21 protein-coding genes and 1 tRNA gene are annotated in these 25,093 nt (G+C 72.0%); 14 read left to right on the top strand and 8 right to left on the bottom strand.

Going from position 1 to position 25,093, the window contains the following annotated elements:
- Positions 1 to 83: 83 nt before the first annotated feature.
- The 7 genes from IEY98_RS04445 to IEY98_RS04415 form a co-directional block, all read right to left on the bottom strand.
- Positions 84 to 1,223 (bottom strand): acyltransferase family protein, encoded by a 1,140-nt coding sequence (locus IEY98_RS04445; RefSeq protein WP_189208961.1) that lies wholly within the window; start codon positions 1,221 to 1,223, stop codon positions 84 to 86.
- Positions 1,220 to 2,146 carry a hypothetical protein gene (locus tag IEY98_RS04440; RefSeq protein ID WP_189208960.1) on the bottom strand — a complete coding sequence of 309 codons (927 nt, stop codon included), beginning with the start codon at positions 2,144 to 2,146 and terminating at the stop codon, positions 1,220 to 1,222. Before IEY98_RS04440 ends, IEY98_RS04445 begins: the two co-directional genes overlap by 4 nt.
- Positions 2,139 to 2,786 carry a hypothetical protein gene (locus IEY98_RS04435; RefSeq protein ID WP_189208959.1) on the bottom strand — a complete coding sequence of 216 codons (648 nt, stop codon included), beginning with the start codon at positions 2,784 to 2,786 and terminating at the stop codon, positions 2,139 to 2,141. The genes IEY98_RS04440 and IEY98_RS04435 overlap by 8 nt, the downstream gene beginning before the upstream one ends.
- A 23-nt stretch (positions 2,787 to 2,809) precedes the next feature.
- Entirely contained in the window at positions 2,810 to 6,445 is a 3,636-nt protein-coding gene (locus IEY98_RS04430) for an FkbM family methyltransferase (RefSeq protein ID WP_189208958.1), read from the bottom strand.
- A complete protein-coding gene (locus IEY98_RS04425) occupies positions 6,438 to 7,568 on the bottom strand; it encodes a hypothetical protein (protein ID WP_189210181.1) in 1,131 nt (376 codons plus the stop codon). The genes IEY98_RS04430 and IEY98_RS04425 overlap by 8 nt, the downstream gene beginning before the upstream one ends.
- A 124-nt stretch (positions 7,569 to 7,692) precedes the next feature.
- Positions 7,693 to 8,550 carry an SHOCT domain-containing protein gene (locus IEY98_RS04420; protein WP_189208957.1) on the bottom strand — a complete coding sequence of 286 codons (858 nt, stop codon included), beginning with the start codon at positions 8,548 to 8,550 and terminating at the stop codon, positions 7,693 to 7,695.
- A gap of 30 nt (positions 8,551 to 8,580) precedes the next feature.
- Positions 8,581 to 9,888 (bottom strand): alginate O-acetyltransferase AlgX-related protein, encoded by a 1,308-nt coding sequence (locus IEY98_RS04415; protein ID WP_229786749.1) that lies wholly within the window; start codon positions 9,886 to 9,888, stop codon positions 8,581 to 8,583.
- A 72-nt stretch (positions 9,889 to 9,960) separates the two neighbouring features.
- Between IEY98_RS04415 and msrA the strand changes: the two genes are divergently transcribed.
- The 4 genes from msrA (at position 9,961) to IEY98_RS04395 (ending at position 14,273) form a co-directional block, all read left to right on the top strand.
- Entirely contained in the window at positions 9,961 to 10,620 is a 660-nt protein-coding gene (gene msrA / locus IEY98_RS04410) for a peptide-methionine (S)-S-oxide reductase MsrA (RefSeq protein ID WP_189208955.1), read from the top strand.
- 47 nt (positions 10,621 to 10,667) lie between these two features.
- On the top strand, positions 10,668 to 12,026 hold the full coding sequence (locus IEY98_RS04405) for a DUF2252 domain-containing protein (RefSeq protein ID WP_189208954.1): 1,359 nt from the start codon (positions 10,668 to 10,670) through the stop codon (positions 12,024 to 12,026).
- Positions 12,027 to 12,038: 12 nt separating this feature from the next.
- On the top strand, positions 12,039 to 13,559 hold the full coding sequence (locus tag IEY98_RS04400; protein WP_189208953.1) for an Eco57I restriction-modification methylase domain-containing protein: 1,521 nt from the start codon (positions 12,039 to 12,041) through the stop codon (positions 13,557 to 13,559).
- Positions 13,560 to 13,787: 228 nt separating this feature from the next.
- Positions 13,788 to 14,273, top strand: a complete 486-nt coding sequence (locus tag IEY98_RS04395) for a hypothetical protein (protein WP_189208952.1) — start codon at positions 13,788 to 13,790, stop codon at positions 14,271 to 14,273.
- Positions 14,274 to 14,340: 67 nt separating this feature from the next.
- Here the strand turns inward: IEY98_RS04395 and IEY98_RS04390 are convergent.
- A tRNA-Gly gene (locus IEY98_RS04390) sits at positions 14,341 to 14,416 on the bottom strand.
- Positions 14,417 to 14,649: 233 nt separating this feature from the next.
- Between IEY98_RS04390 and IEY98_RS32405 the strand changes: the two genes are divergently transcribed.
- The 10 genes from IEY98_RS32405 to IEY98_RS04340 all read left to right on the top strand — a co-directional run bounded on the left by IEY98_RS32405 (position 14,650) and on the right by IEY98_RS04340 (position 25,076).
- Positions 14,650 to 16,065: a sigma-70 family RNA polymerase sigma factor gene (locus tag IEY98_RS32405; RefSeq protein WP_229786570.1), complete on the top strand. Its 1,416-nt coding sequence runs from the start codon at positions 14,650 to 14,652 to the stop codon at positions 16,063 to 16,065.
- Between the two features lie 111 nt (positions 16,066 to 16,176).
- On the top strand, positions 16,177 to 16,614 hold the full coding sequence (locus IEY98_RS04380) for a DUF983 domain-containing protein (protein ID WP_189208951.1): 438 nt from the start codon (positions 16,177 to 16,179) through the stop codon (positions 16,612 to 16,614).
- A 31-nt stretch (positions 16,615 to 16,645) separates the two neighbouring features.
- Complete coding sequence (locus IEY98_RS04375; RefSeq protein ID WP_189208950.1) at positions 16,646 to 17,509, top strand: Fpg/Nei family DNA glycosylase; 864 nt, start codon at positions 16,646 to 16,648, stop codon at positions 17,507 to 17,509.
- A gap of 42 nt (positions 17,510 to 17,551) precedes the next feature.
- Positions 17,552 to 18,799 carry a sensor histidine kinase gene (locus tag IEY98_RS04370; protein WP_189208949.1) on the top strand — a complete coding sequence of 416 codons (1,248 nt, stop codon included), beginning with the start codon at positions 17,552 to 17,554 and terminating at the stop codon, positions 18,797 to 18,799.
- A gap of 39 nt (positions 18,800 to 18,838) precedes the next feature.
- A complete protein-coding gene (locus IEY98_RS04365; protein WP_189208948.1) occupies positions 18,839 to 19,717 on the top strand; it encodes a S49 family peptidase in 879 nt (292 codons plus the stop codon).
- Positions 19,718 to 19,822: 105 nt separating this feature from the next.
- The gene (locus IEY98_RS04360) at positions 19,823 to 20,644 is read left to right on the top strand and encodes a LytR/AlgR family response regulator transcription factor (RefSeq protein ID WP_189208947.1); all 822 of its coding nucleotides are present in this window, start codon (positions 19,823 to 19,825) and stop codon (positions 20,642 to 20,644) included.
- A 22-nt stretch (positions 20,645 to 20,666) separates the two neighbouring features.
- Positions 20,667 to 21,077 (top strand): hypothetical protein, encoded by a 411-nt coding sequence (locus tag IEY98_RS04355; protein WP_189208946.1) that lies wholly within the window; start codon positions 20,667 to 20,669, stop codon positions 21,075 to 21,077.
- A gap of 22 nt (positions 21,078 to 21,099) precedes the next feature.
- Complete coding sequence (locus IEY98_RS04350) at positions 21,100 to 22,884, top strand: sodium/solute symporter (protein WP_189208945.1); 1,785 nt, start codon at positions 21,100 to 21,102, stop codon at positions 22,882 to 22,884.
- 252 nt (positions 22,885 to 23,136) lie between these two features.
- On the top strand, positions 23,137 to 23,454 hold the full coding sequence (locus tag IEY98_RS04345; protein WP_229786569.1) for a DUF485 domain-containing protein: 318 nt from the start codon (positions 23,137 to 23,139) through the stop codon (positions 23,452 to 23,454).
- Complete coding sequence (locus tag IEY98_RS04340; RefSeq protein ID WP_189208943.1) at positions 23,454 to 25,076, top strand: monocarboxylic acid transporter; 1,623 nt, start codon at positions 23,454 to 23,456, stop codon at positions 25,074 to 25,076. The genes IEY98_RS04345 and IEY98_RS04340 overlap by 1 nt, the downstream gene beginning before the upstream one ends.
- The last annotated feature ends 17 nt before the right edge of the window (positions 25,077 to 25,093 follow it).

The following is a 25,093-nucleotide window of genomic DNA, read 5'->3' as shown; positions in this document are numbered from 1 at the left end:
ATGGGTGCCGGACGCGTACTGACCAGTGCGAATGCCGCCGATGAGGGTCACCGCGACAGGGACCTGGACGCCGTGGGAGCCGACTAGGCGGGCGTGGGCTCCTTGGCCCGTTCCGCCGCGGCGGGCTCGGCGGGCCGCTTCCTCCGGCGTGCCCGCAACCACCGGTCGGCGGGCATCTCGACGAACCGGTGCAGGATCTCGGCGACCACGCCGACCGTGATCAGTCCGGTGAGCACCGCCAGTTCAACACCTATGCGTGGAACCAAGGCGTCCATCACGGGGTAGAGGCAGCCCACGTGGACGAGGTAGATCGCGTAAGTCCGCGCCGCGAACGCGCGGACGAAGCGCGAACTGCTGACCGGGCCGCGGACGCGCATCAGGACCAGCAGCACCAGCAGCATGATCATGACCGTGCGGGGCAGGGCGTCGCCCTGGAAGGTGAAGCCGCTGATGCGGTCGACCCACACCCACAGCAGGAAGTGCACGGCGCCCAAGGCCACGGCGGTGTAGCGGTGGATGCGGCCCAGGTACGCCAGCGCGACGATCTGGCCGATCACGAGCAGCGGGATGTACGCCGCCCAGATGCCAGCGTGATGGGCCCACACGCGCACATCGACGCTCGGGTTCCCGCGCGCGGCCACCGAGCCCAGGATCCCGACGAAGCAGACCGCGGCGGCCAGCGCGGGGGCGATCCACGGCCTGCGGCGCAGGACCGGGATCGTCACCGTGACCCACACGTAGAACACGATCTGGATGACCAGCGTCCAGGTGACCCCCACGAACGCAACCTGCGGTACCTGGAAGAAGTTGCCCAGCACCATCCCGATCAGCAGGTCCACCACGTCCAGCCGCTGGTCGAGGCGGGGAGTGATGCGCTGCCCGAGGTTGATCATGATCCAGGCCAGGACCGTGACCGCCCACAGCAGCGGGACGAGCCTGCTGACCCGCCGGAACAGGAACTGCCCCGGCTTCTCCCGGAACGCGGACGCGGTGATCACGACGCCGGTGATCAGGAAGAACGAGCCGACGCCGATGAACGCCAGCTGCGGGTTGAGGTGCAGCGGCCTGCCCAGCGCGGTGTCGGCGGCCTGGGAGAGCCACCAGTCCTGCCGCTCGATGGCGAACCAGGCCATCAGGTGGCCGAACACGACCGCCACGCAGGCCACGCCGCGCAGCAGGTCGAGACCGTCGAGCCTGCCCAGGGAACCCGCCGGTGCCCTCATCGCGCACCTCCCGGTCTCGGCAGGCGGTAGAGGATCTCAGCCGAGGCCGCGGTGGCCGCGGCCCCCGCGAGCACGATGAGCAGCCACGGGGTGGCCGGGTACAACAGGTCCTGCACGGTCAGTCCCACCGGGCCGATCAGCGCGACGATCCACGCGGCGCGGGCGGTGACAGCGCGCACGAACGCGTGTCGACCCAGCAGCTCGCCCGACGGAAGCGCGACGAGGACGACGAGCACGGCGTAGCAGACGGTGATCGGGAACCACTGGCCTTCCCAGGCCGGATGGCGCGACTCGACCGCGGCGATCAGCGCCCATCCAGCGACCACCAGCGTCCCGCCGGTCAGCGCCGTGAGCGCCTTGACCCGCACCAGCCACAGCGCCTGGCCCATGATCGGCAGAACCGCGAAAGCGAGCTTGTCCACGACCTCCTGGTCGTGCGCGCCGACGAGCACCGCGCCGCCTGCCACCACCACGAGCTGCACCACGACCGCGATGAGCGGCCGCGCTCGAAGGGGTGTCGTGACCAGCAGCAACACCGCGTGGACGGCCACCACGGCGAACGGCCACACCAGCGCGGGCGCCCCGAGGGCAGCCGCGCCGACCGCGACGACGGCGGGGAGGCCGACGCTCCAGGCCGCGCGCACCGGACTCCGGTCGGCCGCCCCGGCGTACCCCGCCACCAGCAGCAGCACGCACAGCGCCAGGACCCCGAAGTCCTCACCGACGCCCAGCGGCCGGTTGACCCACTCGCGCACCGCGACCAGGACTCGCGGCGAGTACCCGTGCTGGTTGAGCCACAGCCCGCCCAGGTAGCTGTAGAGCACGAACGGCACCGCCAGGGCCGCGGCCAGCACCAGGCCGGGCGGCATCGGCTGGGCCCGCTCGCGGTCCAGCTCGTCCATGACCCGCGCGCGCTCAGCCATCGGCGGGCAGCAGGTCGAGCTGCGGGGTGAGCAGCCTGGTGAAGTCGGCGGACAGCGCGGCCTCGGACTTGCCGGTCAGCTCGACGCGCACCAGCAGGTCCCCGTGCGCGTACACGGCTCGGGCGATGGGGCGTTCCCGGCCGGTCAGCTCGCTGCGCCGCACCCACGGACGGTCGGGCGTCTGGGCGAACCCGGCCCCGACCCACATGGCGTTCAGCTCGTCGGCGGCGGTGACGGCGGCCCCTCGGTCGGACATCCGCACCGCGACGCCCACGATCTTGCCCTCGGGCAGGGTGGAGGCCACCGCGGCGCGGGCCGCCCGGGCGCCGTGCGAGCGGAACACCGCGATCTCCCGCTCGCCGAGGAACTTCATGTCGACCACCTGGTCGAACGTGCGGACGCTGCCGTAGTTCTCCCGGCCGCTGCCGTAGGCCACCAGCACCAGGCTGTCACGGGCGTAGCGGCCGTCCAGGCCCACGGGCGGAACGGTCCGGTCCTCGGGGTCGGGCACCCGGTGGCCCATCAGCGACCAGGCGACCGCGCACACGGCGACGAGCGCGGCGATCACCGCCACGGTGGTCAGGGCGCGGACCGCCGACCGGGGACGCGTGCTCGCCCCCTCGCCCAGCACGCCGGTCATGCGCCCCCCGTCCCTCGGTCACATCAGGTCGACACCGGCCGCAGCCACAGCGTCACGAACCCCGATTCCGCCTCCCGCGCCAGCGCGACCAGATCAGCGTCGCCGCGCACGGCGACCTGCCCCGGTCCGGACTCGTCCACCACGACGGGGCGGAAGCCGAGAGCACGATAACCCGCCAGCACCTCGATCGGGTCATCGCCCAGTTCCTCGATGGCCTCCGGGCAGTACTCGCACAGCACGTCCGGCCGGTCGCGGCGCAGCACGTCGGCCAGACCGGCCAACGCCCGGTGATCGCGCCCCTGTAGGTCGACCTTCACCAGGCCGATCACCGCGTCGCGCACCTCCGGCAGGTCGCCGAGGCGCACCGCGGGCACGCGCACACCCGCGCCGTCGGCCCGGACCCGGTGGTCGCCGCTGTTGCCCGCGTCCGCCTGCACCAGCACGGCCTCGCCGGTCGAGTCCCACGCGGCGCACGCCAGGACGGTCACCAGGGCGGGATCGGTGTTGACGGCCACGTTGCGGCGCAGCAGCTCCGCGGTGTCCGGGTTGGCCTCCACCGCGATCGCGCCAGCCACGTTCTCCGCATGGCCCAGCACCCGCAGCGTGTGGTAGCCGACGTGCGCGCCGATGTCGAGGAACACCCCGCGCCCGGCCAGACTCGCCAGGAGCCTGCCCTCAGCGCTCTCCCACGAGCGGTTGTGCACGAGCCAGGGCCGCACCACGGTGTCGTTCGGCACGAGCAGCGCGCCCGCGTCGCACACCACCACGTCCGTGCCGGACGGGATCGGCGCGTGGCGCACGCGCGCCGCGTCCAGCAGCGCGCCCACCTCGCGCTCGCGCACGACCAGCCGGGCCTCCGCGCCGTCGAAGCGGACGTCGCGCTCGGCGAACATCTCGTACGTGCCGCGGTGATCGCGGTCCGCGGCCTCGCGCAGGGAGGCCACGTCGGCGGACAGGGCGCCCAGGGCCGCGCGGGTCTTCGGGTCCTGCTCGGCCAGCGCGGTCACCATGGCGCGCAGCTCGTCGACCTCGCCGATCATCCGCTCGGCCCGCGCCGAGGTCTCCCGTGCCGCGGCGAGTTCGGCCTCCGCCCTGCTCAGTCGGGCGTGCAGGGTCGCGGCGGTCGACTCGACGCCGCCCATCAGCTCGCCCAACACCGTGCGCTGATGCACGTCGTAATGGTCGATAGCGCGCAGCACGGCCTTGCGCAGCGCGGGCGCCAACGGCAGCCGTGACGTGGTGTTGGTGTCCGGCCGCCACAGCAGCGCCTGGCGGGCGTCGCGCATCGGGCTCAGCGGGTCGCTGTCCACCGGGCGGGCGCCGGTCTGCCGGTCGCGCCACGCGGCGTGCGCCGCGGTCAGCCGGGTCCGCATCCAGGCGGCCGCGGCGTCCATCGACCGGGTCCGCAGGATGTGCTCGCGGGCGGCGGCGCCGCGCCGGGCGGCCTCGGCCGGGTCGTCGGCCACCGCGCGCATCGCCGCGGCGGCCGCGTCGACGTCCGGTTCGGCCCACCGCGCCGACGGCGGGTACGGACCGGCCTCCTTGCCGACCGCCACCTTCGTCCACGGGATCGGCCAGCCGGTCTCGGCGGTCAGGAACTCCGCCGTGCCCGAGTAATCGGTGGCGATGACCGGGAGACCGCGCACCATCGCCTCGGCGACGGTGAGCCCGAATCCCTCGGAGCGGTGCAGGGAGACGTAGCAGTCAGCCGAGGCGTACAGCTCGTGCAGCTCCTCGACGCTGAGGTAGCGGTCCACGATCTCGATGCGCGGGTCATCCGCGGCCATCACGCGCAGGCGCTCGGCCGGGTCCGGGTGGTCCTCCGCGTTCAGCGTCTTGATCACCAGCCGGACGTCGGCGTCCCCGGGGAACGCCCGGCGGAACGCCTCGACCAGCGCGTAGGGGTTCTTGCGCTTGGCGATGCTGTAGTAGTCGAAGGCGAACAGGAACGTCACCGGGCCGCTGCGCGCGTGCGTCCGCGCCGGTCCGGGATCGCGGATCGGCACCGGGATCGCGTGCACCGGCACCGGGGCGTGCGCAGCGATGGCCGCGCGGCAGAACTCGCTGATCGTCCAGACCTCGTCCACCAGGTCGAACGCCCGGTGCAGCTCGGACGGGAAGTGGTCGAGCTCCCAGGCCCACAGCCCGATCCGGTAGCGCTGGTGGCCGACCTCCGGGTGCGCGGCCAGCACCGGCTCCGTCTGGTCGGCGTTCACGCACAGCAGGCTCACCGGATAGCGCGGGGTGCCCGCGGTCTCCGGCGCGTCGAGCCCGGTGCGGTTGAGGACCAGCCGGTCCTCCACCACGGCGGCGACCGGCATCCCCGCGGCTCGGATGGCGTCGTGCACGATCCGGCCCATCTCGCCGACCCCCAGCTCGGCGGTCAGGTAGCCCAGGACGTTCACGCCCGGCGCGTCGACCGGGGGCGCAGGCGGCGGCTGCTCGGCGGGCACCGCCCAGTCCGGCAGGTTCTCCTCGACCCGGCCGGAGGCGCGGCACCAGGTGCGGAACGACTCCGCGTCGCGGCCGAACGGCTGCGGGAACGCGGCGCGCAGGTCGGCGCGGGCGGCCCAGATCGCGGCGGCGAGCCTGCTCGCCGAGTCGGCGGGCTGGTCGTCCGCGGGCTCGCCCAGCCACTTGACGAACGCCTCGGCCGTCTCGCCGAAGGCAGCGGGCGGCAGCGGCTTCCCCTTCTTCTCCGCGGCGATCCAGGCGTCGCGGAACATGCGGCGCATCGTCGGGGTCAGCTTGGTGCCGTCGGGGAGGGCGGCGAAGCCGTAGCGGATGGCCTCCAGCGTCTCGCCGTAGCCCTCCGCGCGCAGCAGTTCGGCGTATTCGTCGCAGAGCGCGCGCAGCGTCGGGTTGTCGGAGAGCCGGACCCGCGGCCGCAGCGGCGTGTGGTGGCTGAGCAGCCAGGGCTTCTCCGGGCGGTATCCGCTGAAGTGGAAGAACCGCAGCACGTGGCCACCGGCGTGCAGGATCCCGTCCTCAACGGTGACCGGCCGCTCGTGGGCGTTCCAGTAGGCGACGTTGAACCCCGGGTCGCGCAGCACGTGGTTGCCGAACAGCGCGGGCACCTGGTCGACCCAGCGCTGGTCGGTGAACAGCTGCCGGTCCGGGGCGACGATCGCGTCCTGGCGCAGCCGTTCGGCCCAGAAGTCCAGGAACGGCTCGGACCCCGGCCCGGTCGCCACGAAGCCGAGGTTGAAGATGCCCGAGCCCATGACCATCGCCTCGGTCGGCTCCAGTCCGTCGCGCGGCAGCGGCTCGAGGAAGTGCGGGGTCAGGACGATCCCGTGCGCGGTGGCCAGCTCGGCCAGCTCCGGCATCGGCGCGAACACCCGGATGTCGGGGTCGAGGTAGATGACCACCTGGCTGGCCGCGCGCAGTTCCCGCAGCAGGTACGGCTTCACGGCGGTGGCCATCTCGGTGACCGAGTAGGCCGTGGCCATGCGCGGGTAGTCGGCGCTGTCGACGCCGAAGCGGGCGGGCCCGACGACCGAGAGGTCACCGTCGTCGTCGACGCTGTCCCAGTCGGCGTCGACCACCCCGATCACGAAGCGGTGACCGGGGTGGTGCTCCAGGTAGGAGGCCGCCAGCACGCGGGCGGCCGGGAGGTAGTTCGCGGCGACGATCGTGCACGCGGTGACATCAGCCATCGGCGGGGGTCTTCTCCAGCTGGCCTGCGAGGCTGTCGTTGAAGGTCACCTGCCCGTCGGAGGTGTCCTTGGTGCTCAGGTCGAGCCGGACGACGATGTCGCCGCTGGCGAAGTGCGCCCGGAACCGGCCCGCCTTGCCGTCCTTGGCCTCGCGGGTGGCCACCTGCACGCCCGCCGGGCTGCCGGACTGCGTCTCCATGCCGTTGCCGGTCTGCACCTTGTGCAGGTCCTTCGCGGCCTTCTGCGCCGCCGCCGCCGACGGCATCTGCACCAGCATGACCACCAGGCGGTTGCCGCTGCCGAGGTCGCAGATCACCAGCTTGGTGTCGGTCGGCTTGCCCGCGGTGTAGGCGGCGATCTCACCGTCGGTGAGGTAGCGCTGGCCGGGCATGTCGGCGAAGGTCGTGACCGCCCGGTTGACCGTCACCTTGCCCGGCATGGTGCCCACCGGCAGCGGGTCCGGCGGCGGGGGCGGGGTCGTCGTGGTGGTCGGCGCCTGGTCGGTCGTCGACGGGCCCGCGGACGGGGAGCTCTCCTTGAAGAACATGAAGTACGCGCCGACGCCGAGGCCGCCCAGCACCAGCAGGATCACCACGACCAGCGCGACGACCTTGCCCTTGCCGCCGCCCTGGCTGTCGAAGACCTCGGGGCCCTGCTTGATCCAGTCCGGGCTGCTCGCGGCCAGCGGCGGGAAGTCCGACCCGGCCCACGGAGGGGCCATCTCCTCGTGCTGGGGCTGGTGCCCCCACGGCGGGGGCGGGGGACCGGGCATCGCGTGCGGGGGCATGTGACCGCCCATCGGCATGTTCGCGCCGGGCACCACCTGCGTCCGGTCGGCGTCCGCGCCCGGCCGGGCGGCCTGCCAGCCGCCGGTCACCGCCTGCGTGCGGTCGCCGCTCCCACCCGGCACGACCTGGGTGCGGTCGCCCTCGGCCGCCTGCTGCGGCGGTTGCACCGGAGCGACGTACTGCGTCTTCTCCGACTGCTGATCGTGCTGCTGGGGATGCTGGGGGGAGATCGCCGAAGACATCACCTTGTCACGGCGGACCCGGTACTCGTCCGCGGAGATCCGTCCCGTGGCGAGTTCCTCGTCCAGGACCCGGAGTTCCTCCTGCCAGGACACGGCGGTCCTCCTTTGGTGTGATAAACGAGTGGGGTCTGCCGGAACTCGGTCATTGTGCACGGCCCGTGCGGATCTTCGGGACGGTAGGGGTATTCCGTGACCAGCCGTACACCTGCCGCGCCGGTCACCCCGTACGCAGGGCGTTGGTGATCGCGGCCGCCGTGTTGCGGAGGGCGGCGTTCAGGAGGCTTTCGTCCCCGGTCACCGGCTGGGACAGGCTGATCTGCACCACCACGTCGTCGACGGCGAACACGGCGTTGACGAACCGGTTGTCCGCGTTCTCCTTGACCGTCGTCGGGCCTTCCACCAGCGGCTCGTCCACGTCCTGGAACCCGCGTGCGCGCATGTTCTCGTGCAGCTGTCCGACGGCGGCCGTCGCGGCGTCCACCGACGCGGCGCGGCCTGCGATCACCGCCGTGCCCAGGTCGCCGTCGACGGTGGAACGGAACACGACCTCCAGCACGCCGTTGGTCGACAGCGCCTTGGCGCCCGCGGCGCTGATGACGTTGGCCTCGGCGGCCTCGGGGACGGTGAGCACGCCGTTCTTCGGGTTGGGCCTGCCCTCGGGGGTCGGGACCATCTCGGCGAGGGACCGGGGCGCAGGGGGCGCCGCGGCCGTCTCATCGCCGGAGAACGGCTTGAGCAGCACCACCCAGAGCGCGACCGCGACGACCGCCAGCACGGCGACCGCGATCAGCGCGGCGCGGGGCCCTTTCGACGGTGTCCCCGCGGTGCTGAAGACCTCGGTGCCCGCAAGCGCGGCGGGTGGCGCCTGCGGGGCCGAGGCGAACAGGTCGCGCGGGGGCGGCGGCGCTGCCGGGAACGACCCGGTCGGCGGACGGGTGTCGCGGTGGTGGCGCAGCACCGGCGCCGATGAGGCCTCGGCGAGCAGCTCGTCGCGGCGGGAGCGGTACTCGCCCCGGGTCAGCTCGCCGCTGGCGAGCTGGGCGTCCAGCTCGCGCAGCCTGTCCTGCCAGTCCACTCGTCGCCCCTCTCGACCAGAACCGGTCGGCTATCTAATCGGACGCTTCGCCAGCTCCGCCGTGAGGGTGTCGACGAACGCCTGGTCGAGCAGCGACGGGATGCCGCCCGCCAGGTTCCGCTCCACGATCTCCAGCACCACGACCTCGTGGTCGGCCACCGTGCGCGCCACGAGTCCGGGGTCCGGCCGCGCGGTGCTGTAGGAGAGCTGGGTCACGTCGGAGAACGCCGCGGGCAGGTAGGGCGCGGCGCCGAGGCCGAACGAGTCGCCCAGCACCACCGTCGGCCTGGTGATCATGCCGTTGGTCGGCATCTCCGTCGTGCGGATCGGTTTGCGCAGGTCCCATGCCCGGAACTCGGTCCGGTCGGCGCCGCCGTCGGGCCGCACCTGGTAGGTGGCCGAGATGTTCTCGCCGGTGCGGCCCAGCAGCGCGGGCAGGTCGGCGGGGAAGACGAGCTTGTCGGCGTTGGGGGTCACCTGCCAGTCCCGGGTGACGCCCGGTTCCACCCGCTCGGCGAGCGCCCGCACCATCTCCAGCGCGCCGTCGTGGGTCCAGTGCGAGTCCTCGCGGTAGTAGAGCGGGTGCCCGCGGCGGTCGGCGGCAGTCCGCAGCAGGGGCCGCAGGTCCATCGCCCCGGCGAGCAGGGTGACCTCGCGCCAGAACTGCTCGGACTCGGTGTCCGCGCAGTCCTTGCCGGGGTAGTCGCCGGGGAGGAACTGCGGCACCATCGTCGACTTGTCCGGCGGCACGACCAGCACGAACTCCCGGCCGGAGCGCTCCACCACGTCGCGGATGAGGTTGAGCTGGCGGATCGTGTCGACCAGCGGCTGGGCGGGCTCGCACTTGGCGACCACGTCGTAGCCGAAGTACAGCCAGCCCTCGTTGCCCTCCAACACCCGCAGGTAGCCGGGGTACTGCTGGTCCGGCCACTCGGTGCTGCCGGGCCCGTCGTCCACGATGGGCGCCTGCGGCTCCGGCTCGCTCGGCAGCGGTCCGGTGGTGCCGCGGTCGAAGGTCGCCGACTCGCCGAAGAAGGTGCGGCTGACCCAGTCGACGGCGTGCACGGCGCCGGAGCGGAAGACCAGGTGGTCGGTCGCCCAGGCGGGCAGCCCGGTGACCATGCCCCACCCGTCGGCGGGGGTCGGGAAGTCCGCGAGCTTGCGGTTCTCGATCTCGGTGGCCCGCATGCCGCCGATCCACATGACCGTCGGGGCGGCGAAGAACACCAGCGCGCACACCAGGGCCAGGGTCTGCTTGCCGCCGTGGCGGGGTCGGTGGAGCGAGTGCTCCCGGGGCAGCCACGCCTCGTGGACGGCGGGCAGCTCGGGGGAATCCATGACCACGCGTGCACGTTATCCGAAGGGTCCGCACCGGGTGAGCGATCCGGTCGATCGGCCTATCGTGGAGGAATGATGCTGTTCGGGCGTGCCAAGAGCCACATGGTCGAGCCGGGTCAGGCCCTTGCGGGCAGGCCGGACCCGCTGCCGGGGGTGCCCGAGACGCACGCGGTGAGCGGGAACCGGGTCCAGGCGCCGTTCCCCGACGGCATGGCGACCGCCGTGTTCGGGATGGGCTGCTTCTGGGGCGCCGAGCGCAAGTTCTGGCAGACCCCGGGCGTCTACTCGACCGCGGTCGGGTACGCGGGCGGGTACACGCCGAACCCCACCTATGAAGAGGTCTGCAGCGGTCGGACCGGGCACACCGAGGCCGTCCTGGTGGTCTACGACCCCGACGCGGTGTCGTACGCGGACCTGCTGAAGGTCTTCTGGGAGTCCCACGACCCGACGCAGGGCATGCGCCAGGGCAACGACGTCGGCACCCAATACCGCTCCGCGGTGTACTTCACCGACCCCGCGCAGCGGCCGGTCGCCGAGCGGAGCCGCGACGCCTACCAGCGGGCGCTGGCCGAGCGCGGCTACGGCGAGATCACCACCGAGTTCGCCGACGCAGGCCCGTTCTACTACGCCGAGGAGTACCACCAGCAGTACCTCCACAAGGTGCCGCACGGCTACTGCGGCATCGGCGGCACCGGCGTGTCCTGCCCGGTGGGCATCGCGCCTGCGGAGTGACCGCCGCCTCTTGGATCACGCCTGCCCAGCGCGCATGATGCGCGCTTATGGACAGACGGGTCGCCAGGCAGTTGGGTCGGTGGGTGGAGCCGGAGGAGGTCTTCGGCCGCGGTCGGGCCCTGCGGGAGGCCGTCGGGCTCGACGCGCACCGGAAGGTGCTGCTCGCCGCTGACCGGCCGTCCGTCGTCGACTTCATGCACGCGTCGAACGAGGGGCGCATCCCCGGGTTGGTGCCGCTGCGGGTGGGGCGGATGCTCGCCTCGCCGTTCGCGTTCTTCCGGGGGAGCGCCGGGCTGATGGCCGCCGACCTCGCCGCCGGTGTGCGCAGCGGTGTCGACGCGCAGCTGTGCGGGGACGCGCACGCTGCCAACTTCGGGCTGTACGGCACGCCCGAGGGGCGGATCGTGATGGACGTGAACGACTTCGACGAGACCGTGCCGGGCCCGTGGGAGTGGGACCTCAAGCGGCTGGCCACCAGCATCGTCCTCGCCGGGCGCGCGGGCGGGGTCGAGGAGAAGGCGTGCCGGACCGCGGCCGAGGACGTCGTCAAGTCCTACCGCAGGACCATCGACCACCTCGCCGAGCTGCCCTTCCTGGAGTCGTGGACCGCGCTCGGCGACGAGTCGGTGCTCAGCAGGGTTGACGCCGACGCGCTCACCGACGATTTCGCCAAGGCCGCGAAGAAGGCCCGCAAGAACACCAGCGCCAAGGTCGCCGCGCGGTGGACCCAGCGCGGCGAGGACGAGCGCTGGCGGTTCGTCCCGGACCCGCCGGTGCTCACCGAGGTGACGCCCGGCACGTGGCAGGCCGTCGTCGACGGGCTCCCGGACTACGTCGACACCCTCCGCGAGTCGCGGCGGAACCTGATCATGCGCTACGGGGTGTCCGACGTGGCGTTCCGCGTCGTCGGCACCGGCAGCGTGGGGCTGCGCAACTACCTGGTCCTCATGCACGGCAACGGCGACGAGGCGCTGGTGCTCCAGGTCAAGGAGGCGCGGCCGTCCGCGCTGGCGCCGTACGTCGGGCACCGGGCCAAGCACGAGGGCAAGCGGATCGTGCACGGCGCGCGGCTGGTGCAGGCCGAGAGCGACATCCTGCTGGGCTGGACGACCGTCGACGGCAGGCACTTCATCGTCCGCCAGTTCCGCAACCGCAAGGGCGAGATCGACGCGACGACGCTCGCCGCCGATCACCTCGACGACTACGGCCGGTTCGCGGGCGCCCTGCTGGCCCGCGCGCACACCCGCTCGGTCGACCCGCGCCTGCTCTCCGGCTACTGCGGCCCCGCGCTGGACGAGGCCATCGGCGGATACGCGGTGGAGTACGCCGACCGCACCGAGGCCGACCACGCCGAGCTGGCCGCCGCCGTGCGGGCGGGGCGACTGGACGCGCACGGGACGCCGTGATCCGATGCGGCGGTGGACCGCAAGCGGCACGGACTGCACTACACCCCGCCCGCGCTGGCGGCGTTCGTCGCCGAGCGCGCGCTGGCGGCCGCCCCCGACCGGCCGCTGCGCGTGCTGGACCCGGCGTGCGGGGACGGGGAGCTGCTGGCCGCGGTCGCCGCGCTCGCGCCGGACGCCGTCCTCACCGGGTACGACGTGGACGAGACCGCCGTCGCCACCGCCCAGCGGCGTCTGCCGAACGCGGCCATCGCCCACAAGGACTTCCTGGAGAGCCCGCCGCCCGAGCGGTTCGACCTGGTGGTGACCAATCCGCCGTATGTGCGGACGCAGTTGCTGGACGGGCGGGCGGCCGAGCTGGTCAAGCGGTTCGGGCTGCGCGGCCGGGTCGACCTGGCGCACCCGTTCGTCGCCGTGGCACCCGGTCTGCTCGACGACGGTGGCGTGCTAGCCCTGTTGTGCTCCAACCGTTTTCTCAGCACGCGCGCGGGGGAGAACGTGCGCACGGTGCTGACGCGCGATCTGACCGTGCGCGAGGTGTTCGATCTCGGGGACACGCGGTTGTTCACCGCTGCGGTCCTGCCTGCCGTGGTGGTGGCGGTGAAGGGGGAAGCGAGCGCGCCTGCCCGGTACGCCACGGCGTACACAACGGACTCACCTGCTGACGGAAGTGACCTTTTCGCCGCGCTGCAAGCGGAACGTGACAGTGTCGTCGCGGTTCAAGGGCGGCGGTTCGCGGTTTCGGTAGGCACGTTCGACAACTGGAGACTGTCCACACCGGATAGAGACGACCGCCGCAGCCGGATCGCCGAACGGACCTGGCGCACGGTCGGCGATGTAGCCAACATCCGCGTCGGCATCAAGACGACCGCCGACAGCGTCTTCATCGCCGACTGGGACACCGTCGAGCACCGGCCGGAGGACGAACTCCTGCGCCCCCTGCTCTGCCACGGCGACCTCCAGGCCTGGACCCCGCCCGCGCCGCCGACGCTGCGGGTCCTCTACCCGTACCTCGACCGCCCGAGCCGCCAGGTGGTCGACCTCGCCGACTACCCGCGCGCCGCCGCCTACCTCGCCGCCCACCGCGACCGCCTCGAGGGCCGCGCCTACCTGCGCAAAGCAGGCCGCGCGTGGTTCGAGATCTGGGTCCCCCACCGCCCGGCCCGCTGGCGCGAGCCCAAGATCGTGTTCCCCGACATCAGCCCCGAGCCCCGCTTCACCCTCGACCGCACCGGCGCCATCGTCAACGGCGACTGCTACTGGATCAGCGTCACCGACACCGGCGAGGACGTCGCCCACCTCATCCTCGGCGTCGCCAACTCCCCCTTCGGCGTCCGCTTCTACGACGAGGTCTGCGGCAACCGCCTCTACGCGGGCCGCCGCCGCTGGATCACCCAGTACGTCTCCCGCCTGCCACTCCCGGACCCGGAAAGCCCCGCGGGCAGGCGGGTCATCACCGAGGCCCGCGCCCTCATGGCGGGTGATGGGGACCGTGCCGATGTCGACGAGGCCGTGGAGTCAGCTTTTCGCGTGTAGCCGCATTCACCCCGCCGCACGGGGGACCGCACACCCGTCGCTGGTCGAAGCGCACGGCCGGGTCACCGAGGTGCGGAAGCACCACACCCCAGACCACAGCGGTGCCTACGACGGGGCGACCTTCGAGTGCGCCGGCGGGCCAGTTGGCCGTGTTCCCCGATCCAGGTGGTGATGTCTGGCGGTACGAGTACGACCCTATTCTTTTCGTGCAAATCCGAGGAGCGGACTGTGGATGCTGATCGCCCTGCTCGGTCCGAGCGCTCGTCAGGCATCCCGGTGTGGTTGGACGTGGGGCTTGAGTTGCCCTGGCTGAGGCCGCGGCCGTACTTCGTCGATCGGCGAAGGGAGGCGGAACTGACGGCGACCGTCGCCCGCATGGGGTTCAAGGTGATCGAGGCGGATGTCCGCGCCGATCCGGAGACGGTGGAGGAGGACCTGCTGGTCGAGCTGACCCGCCTTCTCGAGTTCAACGAGCTGGGCGCGGGTAGCTGGGCGGCCTTCGAGGATCGGCTGTGGGACCTTCTGTGCGAGCACGACAAGCCGGGCGTGGCAGTGATCATCCGCGGGCTTGACGGTCTGGTGGGGGTGGACCTCTACCGACTGGTGAGGTGCGTGCACAAGCTGGTGTCGATGACCGAAGGCGTCGGGTTGGCGGACGCGGCGGCCAGCCGTCAGGTGGAGTACTTCTTCGTCGGCGAGTGGGGCGCTTCGTAGGGCCGGGCCTGCCGCACCTCGGCCGTGAACGCCGATGGCCGGACCTGTGTCAGGTCCGGCCATCGGGTGGAGCGGACGACGGGATTCGAACCCGCGACCCTCACCTTGGCAAGGTGATGCGCTACCAGCTGCGCTACGTCCGCGTAGCGAGGAGAACTATAACCGCTGTCGAACCGGTCGTGACGCGGGGGTGCCGGTGGCGTCCCTTCGGGGTGGTGGGTCCCTCCTGCTGTGGGAGCGCTCACTAGTCCGATCGGGTGAGGTCGATCGTCGGTGATCCCTTACCGTTATTCACGGTTATGGGTCGTGGGTCACCCGAATGTGGCATGTTGTTCGGGATTGCCACGGGGCGGCGTGCGAGGAGGTACCGGGCCGGATGAGTTGGAGCGACCGGCCCGCCGAGGAGCCGGGGACCACCGGATGTCCGCAGGACAGCGCCCTGCTGGCGCGGCTGCGGGCCGGTGAGGACGCCGCCTTCGGCGAGTTGTTCTCCCGCCACTGCGACGCCGTCCGGCGGATGGCGCTGGGGCTGGTCTCCGACCGCGCCGAGGCGGAGGACCTGGTCGCCGAGGCGTTCTTCCGGGTCCTGCAGGCCATCCGCCGCGGCTCCGGGCCGGTCGACAATGTGCGGGGCTACCTGCTGATCGTCGCCCGCCGCGTCGCCTGGGAGTGGAACGGGCGCCGGCGGGACGTGCCGGTCTCCGACGAGGAGCTGGACGTGCGGGTGGGCGCGGACCCGGACAACACCGGGCAGTCCACCGAGCGCAACCTGATCACCCGGGCGTTCACGAGCCTGCCCGAGCGCTGGCGCAGCGTGCTGTGGAAGGTCGAGGTCGAGGGCGAGCGGCCCGCCGTGGTCGCGGGCAAGTTCGGGCTCAGCCCGAACGCCACCGCAGCGCTCGCCCGCCGCGCGCGGCAGGGGCTGCGCGCTGCCTACTTGCAGGCCCACCTCACCACCGAGACGCGGCCGATCGGCTGCCGCCCGGTGCTGGAGAAGCTGGGCGCCTACACCGCGGGCGCGATCAAGGGCGCCGAGCGGCACCGGGTCAGCACGCACCTGTCCGTCTGCCCGTCCTGCACCTCGATGTACGACGAACTCCGCGACGTCTGCTCCGGACTGCGCGCCCACGCCGCCCACCTCGTCGTCCCCGTCGCGGGCATCGGCCTCTGGCAGCAGGTCAAGGGCTTCCTCGCGGGCGCGAAGACCCAGGTGGCGCTGGCGGGCGCGGCGGCCGTCGGCGCGCTCGGGCTGGCCCTGCTGCCCTGGGGCGAGTCGGACTCGGGTCCGCTGGCCTTCGACGACCTCGACGCCGACGAGGGCATCGTCCTCACCGACGACAGCTCCGCCCCCACCGCGCCCGCGATCGTCCCGACGACCGGCCAGCGGCTCCCGCAGCAGCGCACGGACACGATCGCCGTCGACGTCCCCGCCGCGGACGTGACGACCACCGACTCGCCCGCCACCCGGCGGGAGGGCGTCGCCCGGTCGTCCTCGTCCTCCGACGTCCCGCCCCTCGCCGCGGGCGGCACCACCTCGGGCACGCCCGCCCTCGGCGCCCGGTCCGAGACCGAGCCCTACGACGAGAGCCTGCCGGTCGTCTACGAGTACACCTCCACCCACCGGACGTGGCGGATCTACGACGACCGCGAGGTCTACACGCTCACGACCAAGCACACCCGGGTGAACACGGCCGACCAGACGACCGTGGCCACGACGACGACGGCTTACACCAGCATGCGGCCCACGTCGGACGCCCAGCTGATGAGCACGTCCGCGCCCGCGCCACGTTGATCAAGTAACTCCTCGGTGCGACAATCGGTGGCAGACCGCCGCCGAGGGGGTAACGTGGCCTTTCGGTGTCACGGATAGTGGTGTTCCGGTTACCGCGCCGAAGGGCTGAACATGACGCGCCAGGTACGCGACGCGAACGGCAGGCTCTGGACCCTGGACGGCACGCTCGAATGGCGGACCCCCGCCACCGAGGACGACTTCGAGCACGATGTGGCGGCGGGCTACCTGCCCGGGGTCTTCATGCTCGTCCTGATCGCCGTGCTGGCCATCGTGCTGGTCACCTGGATGCCCGCCGACGTCGTCGTCCCCGGCTGGCTGGTGCTGCTCCTGCTGCTCGTCGCCCTGTTCTTCCCCGCCCGCTGGGCGCTGCGCAGGCCGTGGACGCTCACCGCCGAGACCGGCGACGACGGCGACGGCGAGCCCGTCGAGCGCTGGGTCGGCACGGTCCGCGGCTACTTCAACGCCCGCGGCGAGATCGCGCAGATCGCCAAGAACCTCCAGCGCGACGCGATGCCCGGCTGGGAGAGCGTGCTCAAGCCCGTCGAGTGACAGACCGGCGATCTCGGGTGAGACTGGTCGCGTGCCCGAGCTGCCCGAGGTCGAAGCCCTCGCCCACCACCTGCGCGAACACGCCGTGGAACGCACCGTCGCGCGCGTCGACGTCGCCTCGCTGAGCGTGCTCAAGACCGCGTCGCCGCCGTGGACGGCGCTGCACGGGCGCACCGTCACCGGGGCGGGCAGGCAGGGCAAGTACCTCGACCTGGACTGCGACGGCGTCCACCTCGTCGTGCACCTGGCCAGGGCGGGCTGGCTGCGCTGGTCGGACACCCTCTCGGCGGCCCCGCCGAAGCCCGGCAAGGGCCCGCTCGCGCTGCGCGTGCACCTGGGCCCGCCCGGCGAGGGGCCCGGGTTCGACCTGACGGAGGCGGGCACGAAGAAGGGCCTTGCCGTGTGGATCACCGAGGACCCGGCGTCGATCGAGCAGATCGCCACCCTCGGCCCGGACGTCATGGGCCTGACCCGCGACGAGTTCGCCGAGCTGCTCAGCGGCCGCTCCGAGCGGCTGAAGACGGTGCTCACCAGCCAGCGCGTCATGGCGGGCATCGGCAACGCCTACAGCGACGAGATCCTGCACACCGCCCGGCTGTCGCCCTACGCGACGGCGGGGAGGCTCGACGATGCCGCGATCGACGAGCTCTACGAGGCTATGCGCGGCGTGTTGACCAGCGCGGTCGAGCGGTCGGTCGGCCAGGCCGCCGCCCGGCTCAAGGGGGAGAAGCGCTCCGGCCTGCGGGTGCACGCCCGCACCGGTCTGCCCTGCCCGGTCTGCGGGGACACCGTGCGCGAGGTGTCGTTCGCCGACAAGTCGTTCCAGTACTGCCCGAAGTGCCAGACCGGCGGAAAGCCGCTGGCCGACCGACGGATGTCCCGGTTGCTCAAATAGCCTGGCCTTGTCACACCCGGGGCGGAACGGGAGCATGACCACGTGGCCGAACTGCTGACCGAGCGCGCCTTCATCGGCGTGGCCGCCACGCTGCTCGTCCTGGGCCTGTTCGTGGTGCTGTGCAGACCCCGCAAGTCCGGCTCCGTGCAGGACGCCGTGCTCGACGCCGTCCAGCGGCTGTCCAAGGCCGCCCCCGGCCTGCGCGGCGGGCTGACCGAGCAGGCCGCCGACCAGGCGAGCAAGCACCTGCTGGAGCTGCTGAACAACGTCGCCGTGGGCGTGTGCGACGCCGACGGCAGGCTGATGTCGTGGGACGGGCAGGCCAACGACCACTACGAGGACCTGTCCGCGGCGATCATGGAGGTCGTGCAGCACGGCACGCGGGCGCACGTGAAGCACGAGAACCTGCAGTGCCGCAACCGCGGGAGCTGCCCGATGCGCGCGGCGGTGATCGTCCCGCTGATCGTCGACGGCCAGATCGAGGGCGCGCTGATCCTGGTCGGCGGCGTCGACAGCAGGCGGCTGATCCGCGCGGCCGACGAGGTGGCGACCTTCCTGCAGGTGCAGCTGGAGCTGGCCAAGCTCGACGAGCAGAAGCAGCAGCTGGTCCAGGCCGAGATCCGGGCGCTGCGCGCGCAGATCTCCCCGCACTTCATCTACAACGCCCTGAACACGATCTCCGCCTTGATCCGCTCCGACCCCGAGCAGGCGCGCGAGCTGCTGCAGGACTTCGCCGACTTCACCCGCTACTCGTTCCGCACCTCCGGCATGTACGCGACGCTGGCCGACGAGCTGGCCAACGTCGAGCGCTACCTGACCATCGAGTGCGCCCGCTACGGCGACCGGCTGAGCGTGCGGTTCCGGATCGCGCCGGAGGTGCAGTCCGTCGTCGTGCCGTTCCTGGTGCTGCAGCCGCTGGTGGAGAACGCCGTGCGGCACGGCATCGCCAAGAAGCCCGGCGGCGGCACGGTGAGCGTGTTCGCCGACGACAACGGCTCCGAGGCGCTGATCACCATCGAGGACGACGGCGTCGGCATGGACGCCGAGCGGCTGCAGCGCGACCTGCGCGACGCCCACAAGACCGGCTCGCACGTCGGCGTCGGCAACATCAACCAGCGGATGCGCCAGATCTTCGGCGACACGCACGCGCTCATGGTCGACACCGCCCCCGGGCAGGGCACCAAGATCACCGTGCGGGTGCCGAAGTTCTTCCCCGGCGTCAGCATCGGGGAGACGCCCTTCGCCGTCCAGGACGCCGAGCACACCGGCCCGCAGACCGCGATCCGCTGAGACACCGCGTTCACGCGGCCCGACGTAATGTGGGTCGGTATGAGCGAGCGTGCGAGCGTGACGGAGAAGTTGGTTGCCCGCCTGCCCCGCATCGGCGACCGGTCCGACCGCGGACCCGTCGTCGCCGTCGTGCGGCTGCACGGGGTCATCAGCCCGACGCCGACCCCGCTCGCCGCCCGAGGGGTGATCAACGCGACCACCGCGGAGACGCCGCTGACCCGGGCCTTCGACCACGACCGCCTGGTCGCCGTCGCGCTGGCGGTCAACTCCCCCGGCGGCGCCCCCACGCAGTCGGCGATGGTCGCCGAGCGGATCAGGGAGCTGGCCGACAAGCGGGGCGTGCCCGTGCTGGCCTTCTGCGAGGACGTCGCCGCGTCCGGCGGGTACTGGCTGGCGTGCGCGGGCGACGAGATCTACGCGCACAGCTCGTCGATGGTCGGGTCCATCGGCGTGGTCTCGGCGGGGTTCGGGCTGGCCGGGCTGCTGGAGCGCTACGGCGTCGAGCGGCGGGTGCACACCGCGGGCACGCGCAAGGTCCGCCTCGACCCGTTCCAGCCGGAGAACCCCGAGGACATCGCCTGGCTCAAGGACCTGCAGGGCCAGTTGCACGAGCAGTTCGTGGGCTGGGTGCGCCAGCGCCGCGGCGGCAAGCTGACCGGCACCGACGACGAGCTGTTCTCCGGCGAGGTCTGGACCGGGCTCAGGGCGAAGGAGCTGGGCCTGGTCGACGGCATCGGGACGCTGCGCGCGGTGATCGGCGAGCGCTACCCGGACGCCGAGATCGCCGTCGCCGCGCCCAAGCGGCCGCTGCTGGCCCGCATCGGCGTCGGCGGACCGGGGATGTCCACTGCGGACCGGATACTCGCCGCGATCGAGGCGGTCGAGGCGAAGGCCACCTGGTCCCGGTTCGGGCTGTAGGACGCCACGAAACCGTAAACACAGCGTCACGATTGGTCGTCATCGTTCACCCGCTGGGCGGACCGGAGGTTTGGCCGTAGACAGGCGCGGTCCACACTCGGCAAGATGCGGATCACCGTGAGTACCGCGAACCCCACCTCCGGCCTCGTCGTTCTGGCCGTCGACGACGAGCCTGCGGGCATGGACCTGCTGGAGGAACGTCTCAACGGCAACCGGCACGTGCGCCGGGTCATCAGGGCGTTCGACGCGACCGAGGCCCTGCTGACCCTGGCGGGCGACGACAGCGAGCTGGCCGCCCGCAAGCAGGCGGGCATGCCCGTGGTCGACGCCGTCTTCGCCGACCTGGACATGCCCGGCCTCACCGGGATGGAGCTGGCCAAGGTGCTGGCCGGGTTCTCCCCGGCCCCGGTCCTGGTCTTCGTGACCGCGCACGCCCACGAGGCGGTCAACGCCTTCGACCTCGGCGCGGTCGACTACCTGCTCAAGCCCGCCGAGCAGGACCGCATCAACAAGGCCGTCGAGCGCGTCCTCGCCAAGATCGACCGCGACGGCGCGGGCAAGCAGGCCGTCGTCCCCGAGCAGCGCGACGACGAGGTGATCCCGGTCGAGCTGGCGGGCACCACCAAGCTCGTCTCCCGCGCGTCGGTGCGCTGGGTGGAGGCCCAGGGCGACTACGCCCGCCTGCACACCTCCGACGGCTCGCACCTGGTGCGCATCCCGCTCGCGCAGCTGGAGGAGCGCTGGGAGAAGGCGGGCTTCGTGCGCATCCACCGCAGCTACCTCGTCCCGCTGAGCCTGATCACCGAGCTGCGCATGGGCGGCTCCGGCTACTCGGTGGTCATCGGCCACGAGGAGAAGGTGCTGCCGGTCAGCCGCAGGCACACCCGCGAGCTGAAGGACCGCCTGGTGCGGGGCCAGGGCCGATGAGCGGGACGGGCGAGGGGGTGTCGTGAGCAAGCACGCGGCGGGTGACGGCCAGGGCGCGACGCCCGGCCCGTCCGCCCGGCCGCGCCGCAAGCGGGTCATCCTCGCCGACTCCGGCGCGCCGGTCACGCTGCTGCGCACGGTCGACGAGCTGGAGGAGCAGACCAGCTGGGCCGAGGAGGTCGTCAGCGAGTTCATCCGGACCAAGATCCGCTCGGCGTGCCTGCTCGCGGGGCTGGCCGTCGGCGTGCTCGGCGTGCTGCCCGCGCTGTTCTTCCTGGTCCCCGCGCTGTCCCAGGTGACCGTCGCGGGCATGGCGCTGCCGTGGTTATTGCTCGGGATCCTGCCGTTCCCCCTGCTGTTCGGCATCGGCTACTGGTACAACGTGCTGGCCGAGGAACACGAGAAGGCGTTCGTCGGCATGGTCGAGAAGTAGCCTTCCCCGGCGGACGTGGCGGATGGACTTCAACTACTGGGCGACCGGCAGCATCGCGTTGATCAGCGTCGCCACCTTCTCGCTGGGGTTCCGCAGTTCGCGGCAGGCCAACACCACACAGGACTTCCTGGTGGCGCGCCGGACCGTGCGCTCGCGGCGCAACGCGGCGGCGGTGTCGGGGGAGTACCTGTCCGCGGCGTCGTTCCTCGGCGTCGCCGGCCTCATCCTCAAGGACGGCACGGACGCGCTGTGGTACCCGATCGGCTTCACCGCGGGGTACCTGGCGCTGATGCTGTTCGTGGCCGCGCCGCTGCGCCGGTCCGGGGCGTACACGCTGCCCGACTTCTGCGAGTTCCGGCTGCGCTCCGCCGGGCTGCGCAGGCTGGCCGCGATCTTCGTGATCTTCATCGGGATGCTCTACATGGTCCCGCAGCTGCAGGGCGCGGGGCTGACGCTGCAGCACATCATCCCCGGCGTCCCGACCCAGCTCGGGGCCGCGCTGGTCGCGGTGCTGGTGACGGTCAACGTGGTCAGCGGCGGCATGCGCGCGATCACGCTGGTGCAGGCGTTCCAGTACTGGGTCAAGCTGTTCGCCATCGCCGCGCCCGCGTTCGTGCTGTGCGCTGTGTTCATCGGGGACGGTGGCGCGCGCGGTCTGGGCGCGACCGGGCTGTCGGAGCCGCTGCCGCCGCGGTTCGCCCACGGCGCGACGATCAGCGTGGAGACGCCCGTCGTGCTCTCCGTCGAGGCGCCGGTCCGGCTGATAGCCGAGGGCACCGTGGACGGCATGCCCGCCGCGGGCGAGACGTACTGGAGCCCCGGGACGCACCAGGTGGCCGCGGGCACCCGGCTGACCTTCGCGGCGGGCGACCCGGTGCCGGTGGTGCGCGGGGCCGTCGGCGACAACGCCGACTGGCTCAGCCCGGCGTCGGACACCGACGACCTGCTGACCACGTACTCGCTGATCTTCGCGCTGTTCCTGGGCACGATGGGCCTGCCGCACGTGCTCGTCCGCTTCTACACCAACCCCGACGGCCAGGCCGCGCGCCGCACCACGCTGCACGTGATGCTGCTGCTGGGCCTGTTCTACCTCTTCCCGACCGTGATGGGCGCGCTGTCGCGGATCTACCTGCCCGAGCTGCTGGTGACCGGGCAGACCGACCGGGCGATGTTGCAGCTGCCGATGGCGGTGGTGGACAACGTCGCAGGCGAGATCCTCGGCGCGGTGATCGCCGCGGGCGCGTTCGCCGCGTTCCTGTCGACCTCGTCCGGGCTGCTGGTGAGCGTGGCCGGGGTGCTGTCGACGGACGTGTTCAAGTCGCGGGTGCGCGATTTCCGCCTGGCGACCGCGCTCGCGGGCGTGCTGCCGCTGGTCGCGGCGCTGCTGCTGCGCCCCGCCGACCTCTCGCTGAGCGTGGGCATGTCGTTCGCGCTGGCCGCGTCCACGTTCTGCCCGGTGCTGGTGCTGGGTATCTGGTGGCGAAAGATCACCTGGGTGGGCGCGGCGGCAGGCATGCTGACCGGCGGCACGCTCGTGCTGACCGCGTTGGCGCTGACCACCGTCAGCGGCTACACCGGCGGCTGGGCGCCGTGGTTCGTGCAGCAGCCCGGGCTGGTCACCGTGCCGCTGGCCTTCCTCGCGGTGATCGTGATGAGCAAGGCGACCCAGCGGCACATCCCACCGGAGACCAAGCACATCCGGATGCGGATGCACGCGCCTGATCGGCTCGGCCTGATCCGCGACCGGGCGAGCGGTCTGGGCGGCGGCGGCGCGGCCCGGCACGCGCTCGGCCGACACCGCCGCTGACCCGTTCGGGTCGCTCTGCTATCGCCATCGACATTTAGTGACGCCATTCCCGATCGGGTGAGAATGTGATCACTCGAATGCGGTACCAATGGCGTCTTATGCGGTATTTGTGACCCGCTTCACGATAATGCCGCTCGGCGCATCACCCGGCGGTTTGAACGATTTCGCCCTGATCGGAGGCATACAGTTCCCGCTGGTCGCCCCTAGGGTTGCCGATCGACTGCCCCATCGCCGATCGCGAAGGATGTGAAAGTGACTGTCACCTCGGAGGAATCCCAGTGGGAGCGGGTGCAGGCCGGGCCTGAGTTCACCGAACTGCGGCGCAGGCTGCGCGGATTCGTCTTCCCGATGACGGCTGCGTTCCTGATCTGGTACCTGCTGTTCGTCCTGCTCGCCGATTACGCGCCGGAATTCATGTCCACCCGGGTGGTCGGCAACATCACCGTCGGCCTGCTCCTCGGGCTCGGCCAGTTCGTGTCCACATTCCTCATCACGTTCCTGTACGTGCGCCACGCCGACCGCAGACTCGACCCGCTGGCCGACCGGATCCGGACCGACCTGGAGGCCTGATGACCCTCGCGCAGACGGCGCCCCTCGCCCAGGCGGAGGGCTCCAACACCACGCTCAACATCGCGATCTTCGCCGCGTTCGTCGCCGTGACGCTCGTCGTCGTCCTGCGGGCCAGCCGCAACTCGCGCACCGCGGCCGACTACTACGCCGCGGGCCGGGCCTTCACCGGGCCGCAGAACGGCATCGCCATCTCCGGGGACTACCTGTCCGCCGCGTCGTTCCTGGGCATCGCGGGCGCGATCGCGCTCAACGGCTACGACGGCTTCCTGTACTCCATCGGCTTCCTGGTGGCCTGGCTCGTGGCCCTGCTGCTCGTCGCCGAGCTGCTGCGCAACACCGGCAAGTACACGATGGGCGACGTCCTGGCCTTCCGCATGCGCCAGCGGCCGATCCGGGCCGCGGCGGCGACGTCCACGCTGGCGGTGTCGTTCTTCTACCTGCTCGCGCAGATGGCGGGCGCGGGCGGCTTGGTCGCGCTGCTGCTGGGCATCGAGGACAAGGGCGGCCAGGCGCTGGTCATCGCTGTCGTCGGCGCGCTGATGATCGTGTACGTGCTCATCGGCGGCATGAAGGGCACGACCTGGGTGCAGATCATCAAGGCCGCGCTGCTCGTCACCGGCGCCGCCGTGATGACGGTGTGGGTGCTGTCGAAGTACGGGCTGAACCTGTCCAGCCTGCTCGGCGCGGCCGTCGAGGCCAGCCCGCAGGGCGAGCGGGTGCTGGAGCCGGGCCTGCAGTACGGCGCGTCGGAGACCAGCAAGCTGGACTTCCTGTCGCTGGCGATCGCCCTGGTGCTGGGCACGGCGGGCCTGCCGCACATCCTCATGCGCTTCTACACCGTCCCGAGCGCCAAGGAGGCGCGTCGGTCGGTCGTGTGGGCGATCGCGCTGATCGGGCTGTTCTACCTGTTCACGCTGGTGCTGGGCTACGGCGCGGCGGCGCTGGTCGGGCCGGAGGCCATCCGCGCGGCGCCCGGCGGGCCGAACTCGGCGGCTCCGCTGCTGGCCGAGGCCCTCGGCGGGCCGGTCCTGCTCGGCTTCATCGCCGCGGTCGCCTTCGCCACGATCCTGGCGGTGGTCGCGGGCCTGACGATCACCGCGTCGGCGTCGTTCGCCCACGACATCTACGCCAACGTGATCAAGCGCGGGCAGGCCGACGACAAGGTGTCCGAGGTGCGCGTCGCCCGGATCACCGCGGTGGTGATCGGCGGGCTGGCCATCGTCGGCGGCATCGCGGCCAACGGGCAGAACGTGGCGTTCCTGGTCGCCCTGGCGTTCGCCGTGGCGGCGTCGGCGAACCTGCCCACGATCCTGTACTCGCTGTTCTGGAAGCGGTTCAACACCACTGGAGCGTTGTGGAGCATTTACGGCGGCCTGGCGGTGTGCGTGCTGCTGATCGTGCTGTCCCCGGCAGTCTCCGGCGGGCCCAAGGCGATGTTCCCCGACGCCGACTTCGCCGTCTTCCCGCTGGCCAACCCCGGCCTGGTGTCGATCCCGGCGTCGTTCCTGCTCGGCTGGCTCGGCACCGTGCTCGGCAGGCCGGGCGACGGCGGCAAGTACGCCGAGATGGAGGTCCGCGCGCTGACCGGAGTGGGCGCGGAGAAGGCCACCGCGGCGCACTGACGTGAAGGGGGACGCCC

The sequence above is a fragment of the Actinokineospora fastidiosa genome, from assembly GCF_014648415.1.
GTDB classification, from domain to species: domain Bacteria; phylum Actinomycetota; class Actinomycetes; order Mycobacteriales; family Pseudonocardiaceae; genus Actinokineospora; species Actinokineospora fastidiosa.
The sequence above is the reverse complement of the archived record's forward strand: the minus strand, read 5'-3'. Positions and strand labels throughout refer to the sequence as shown.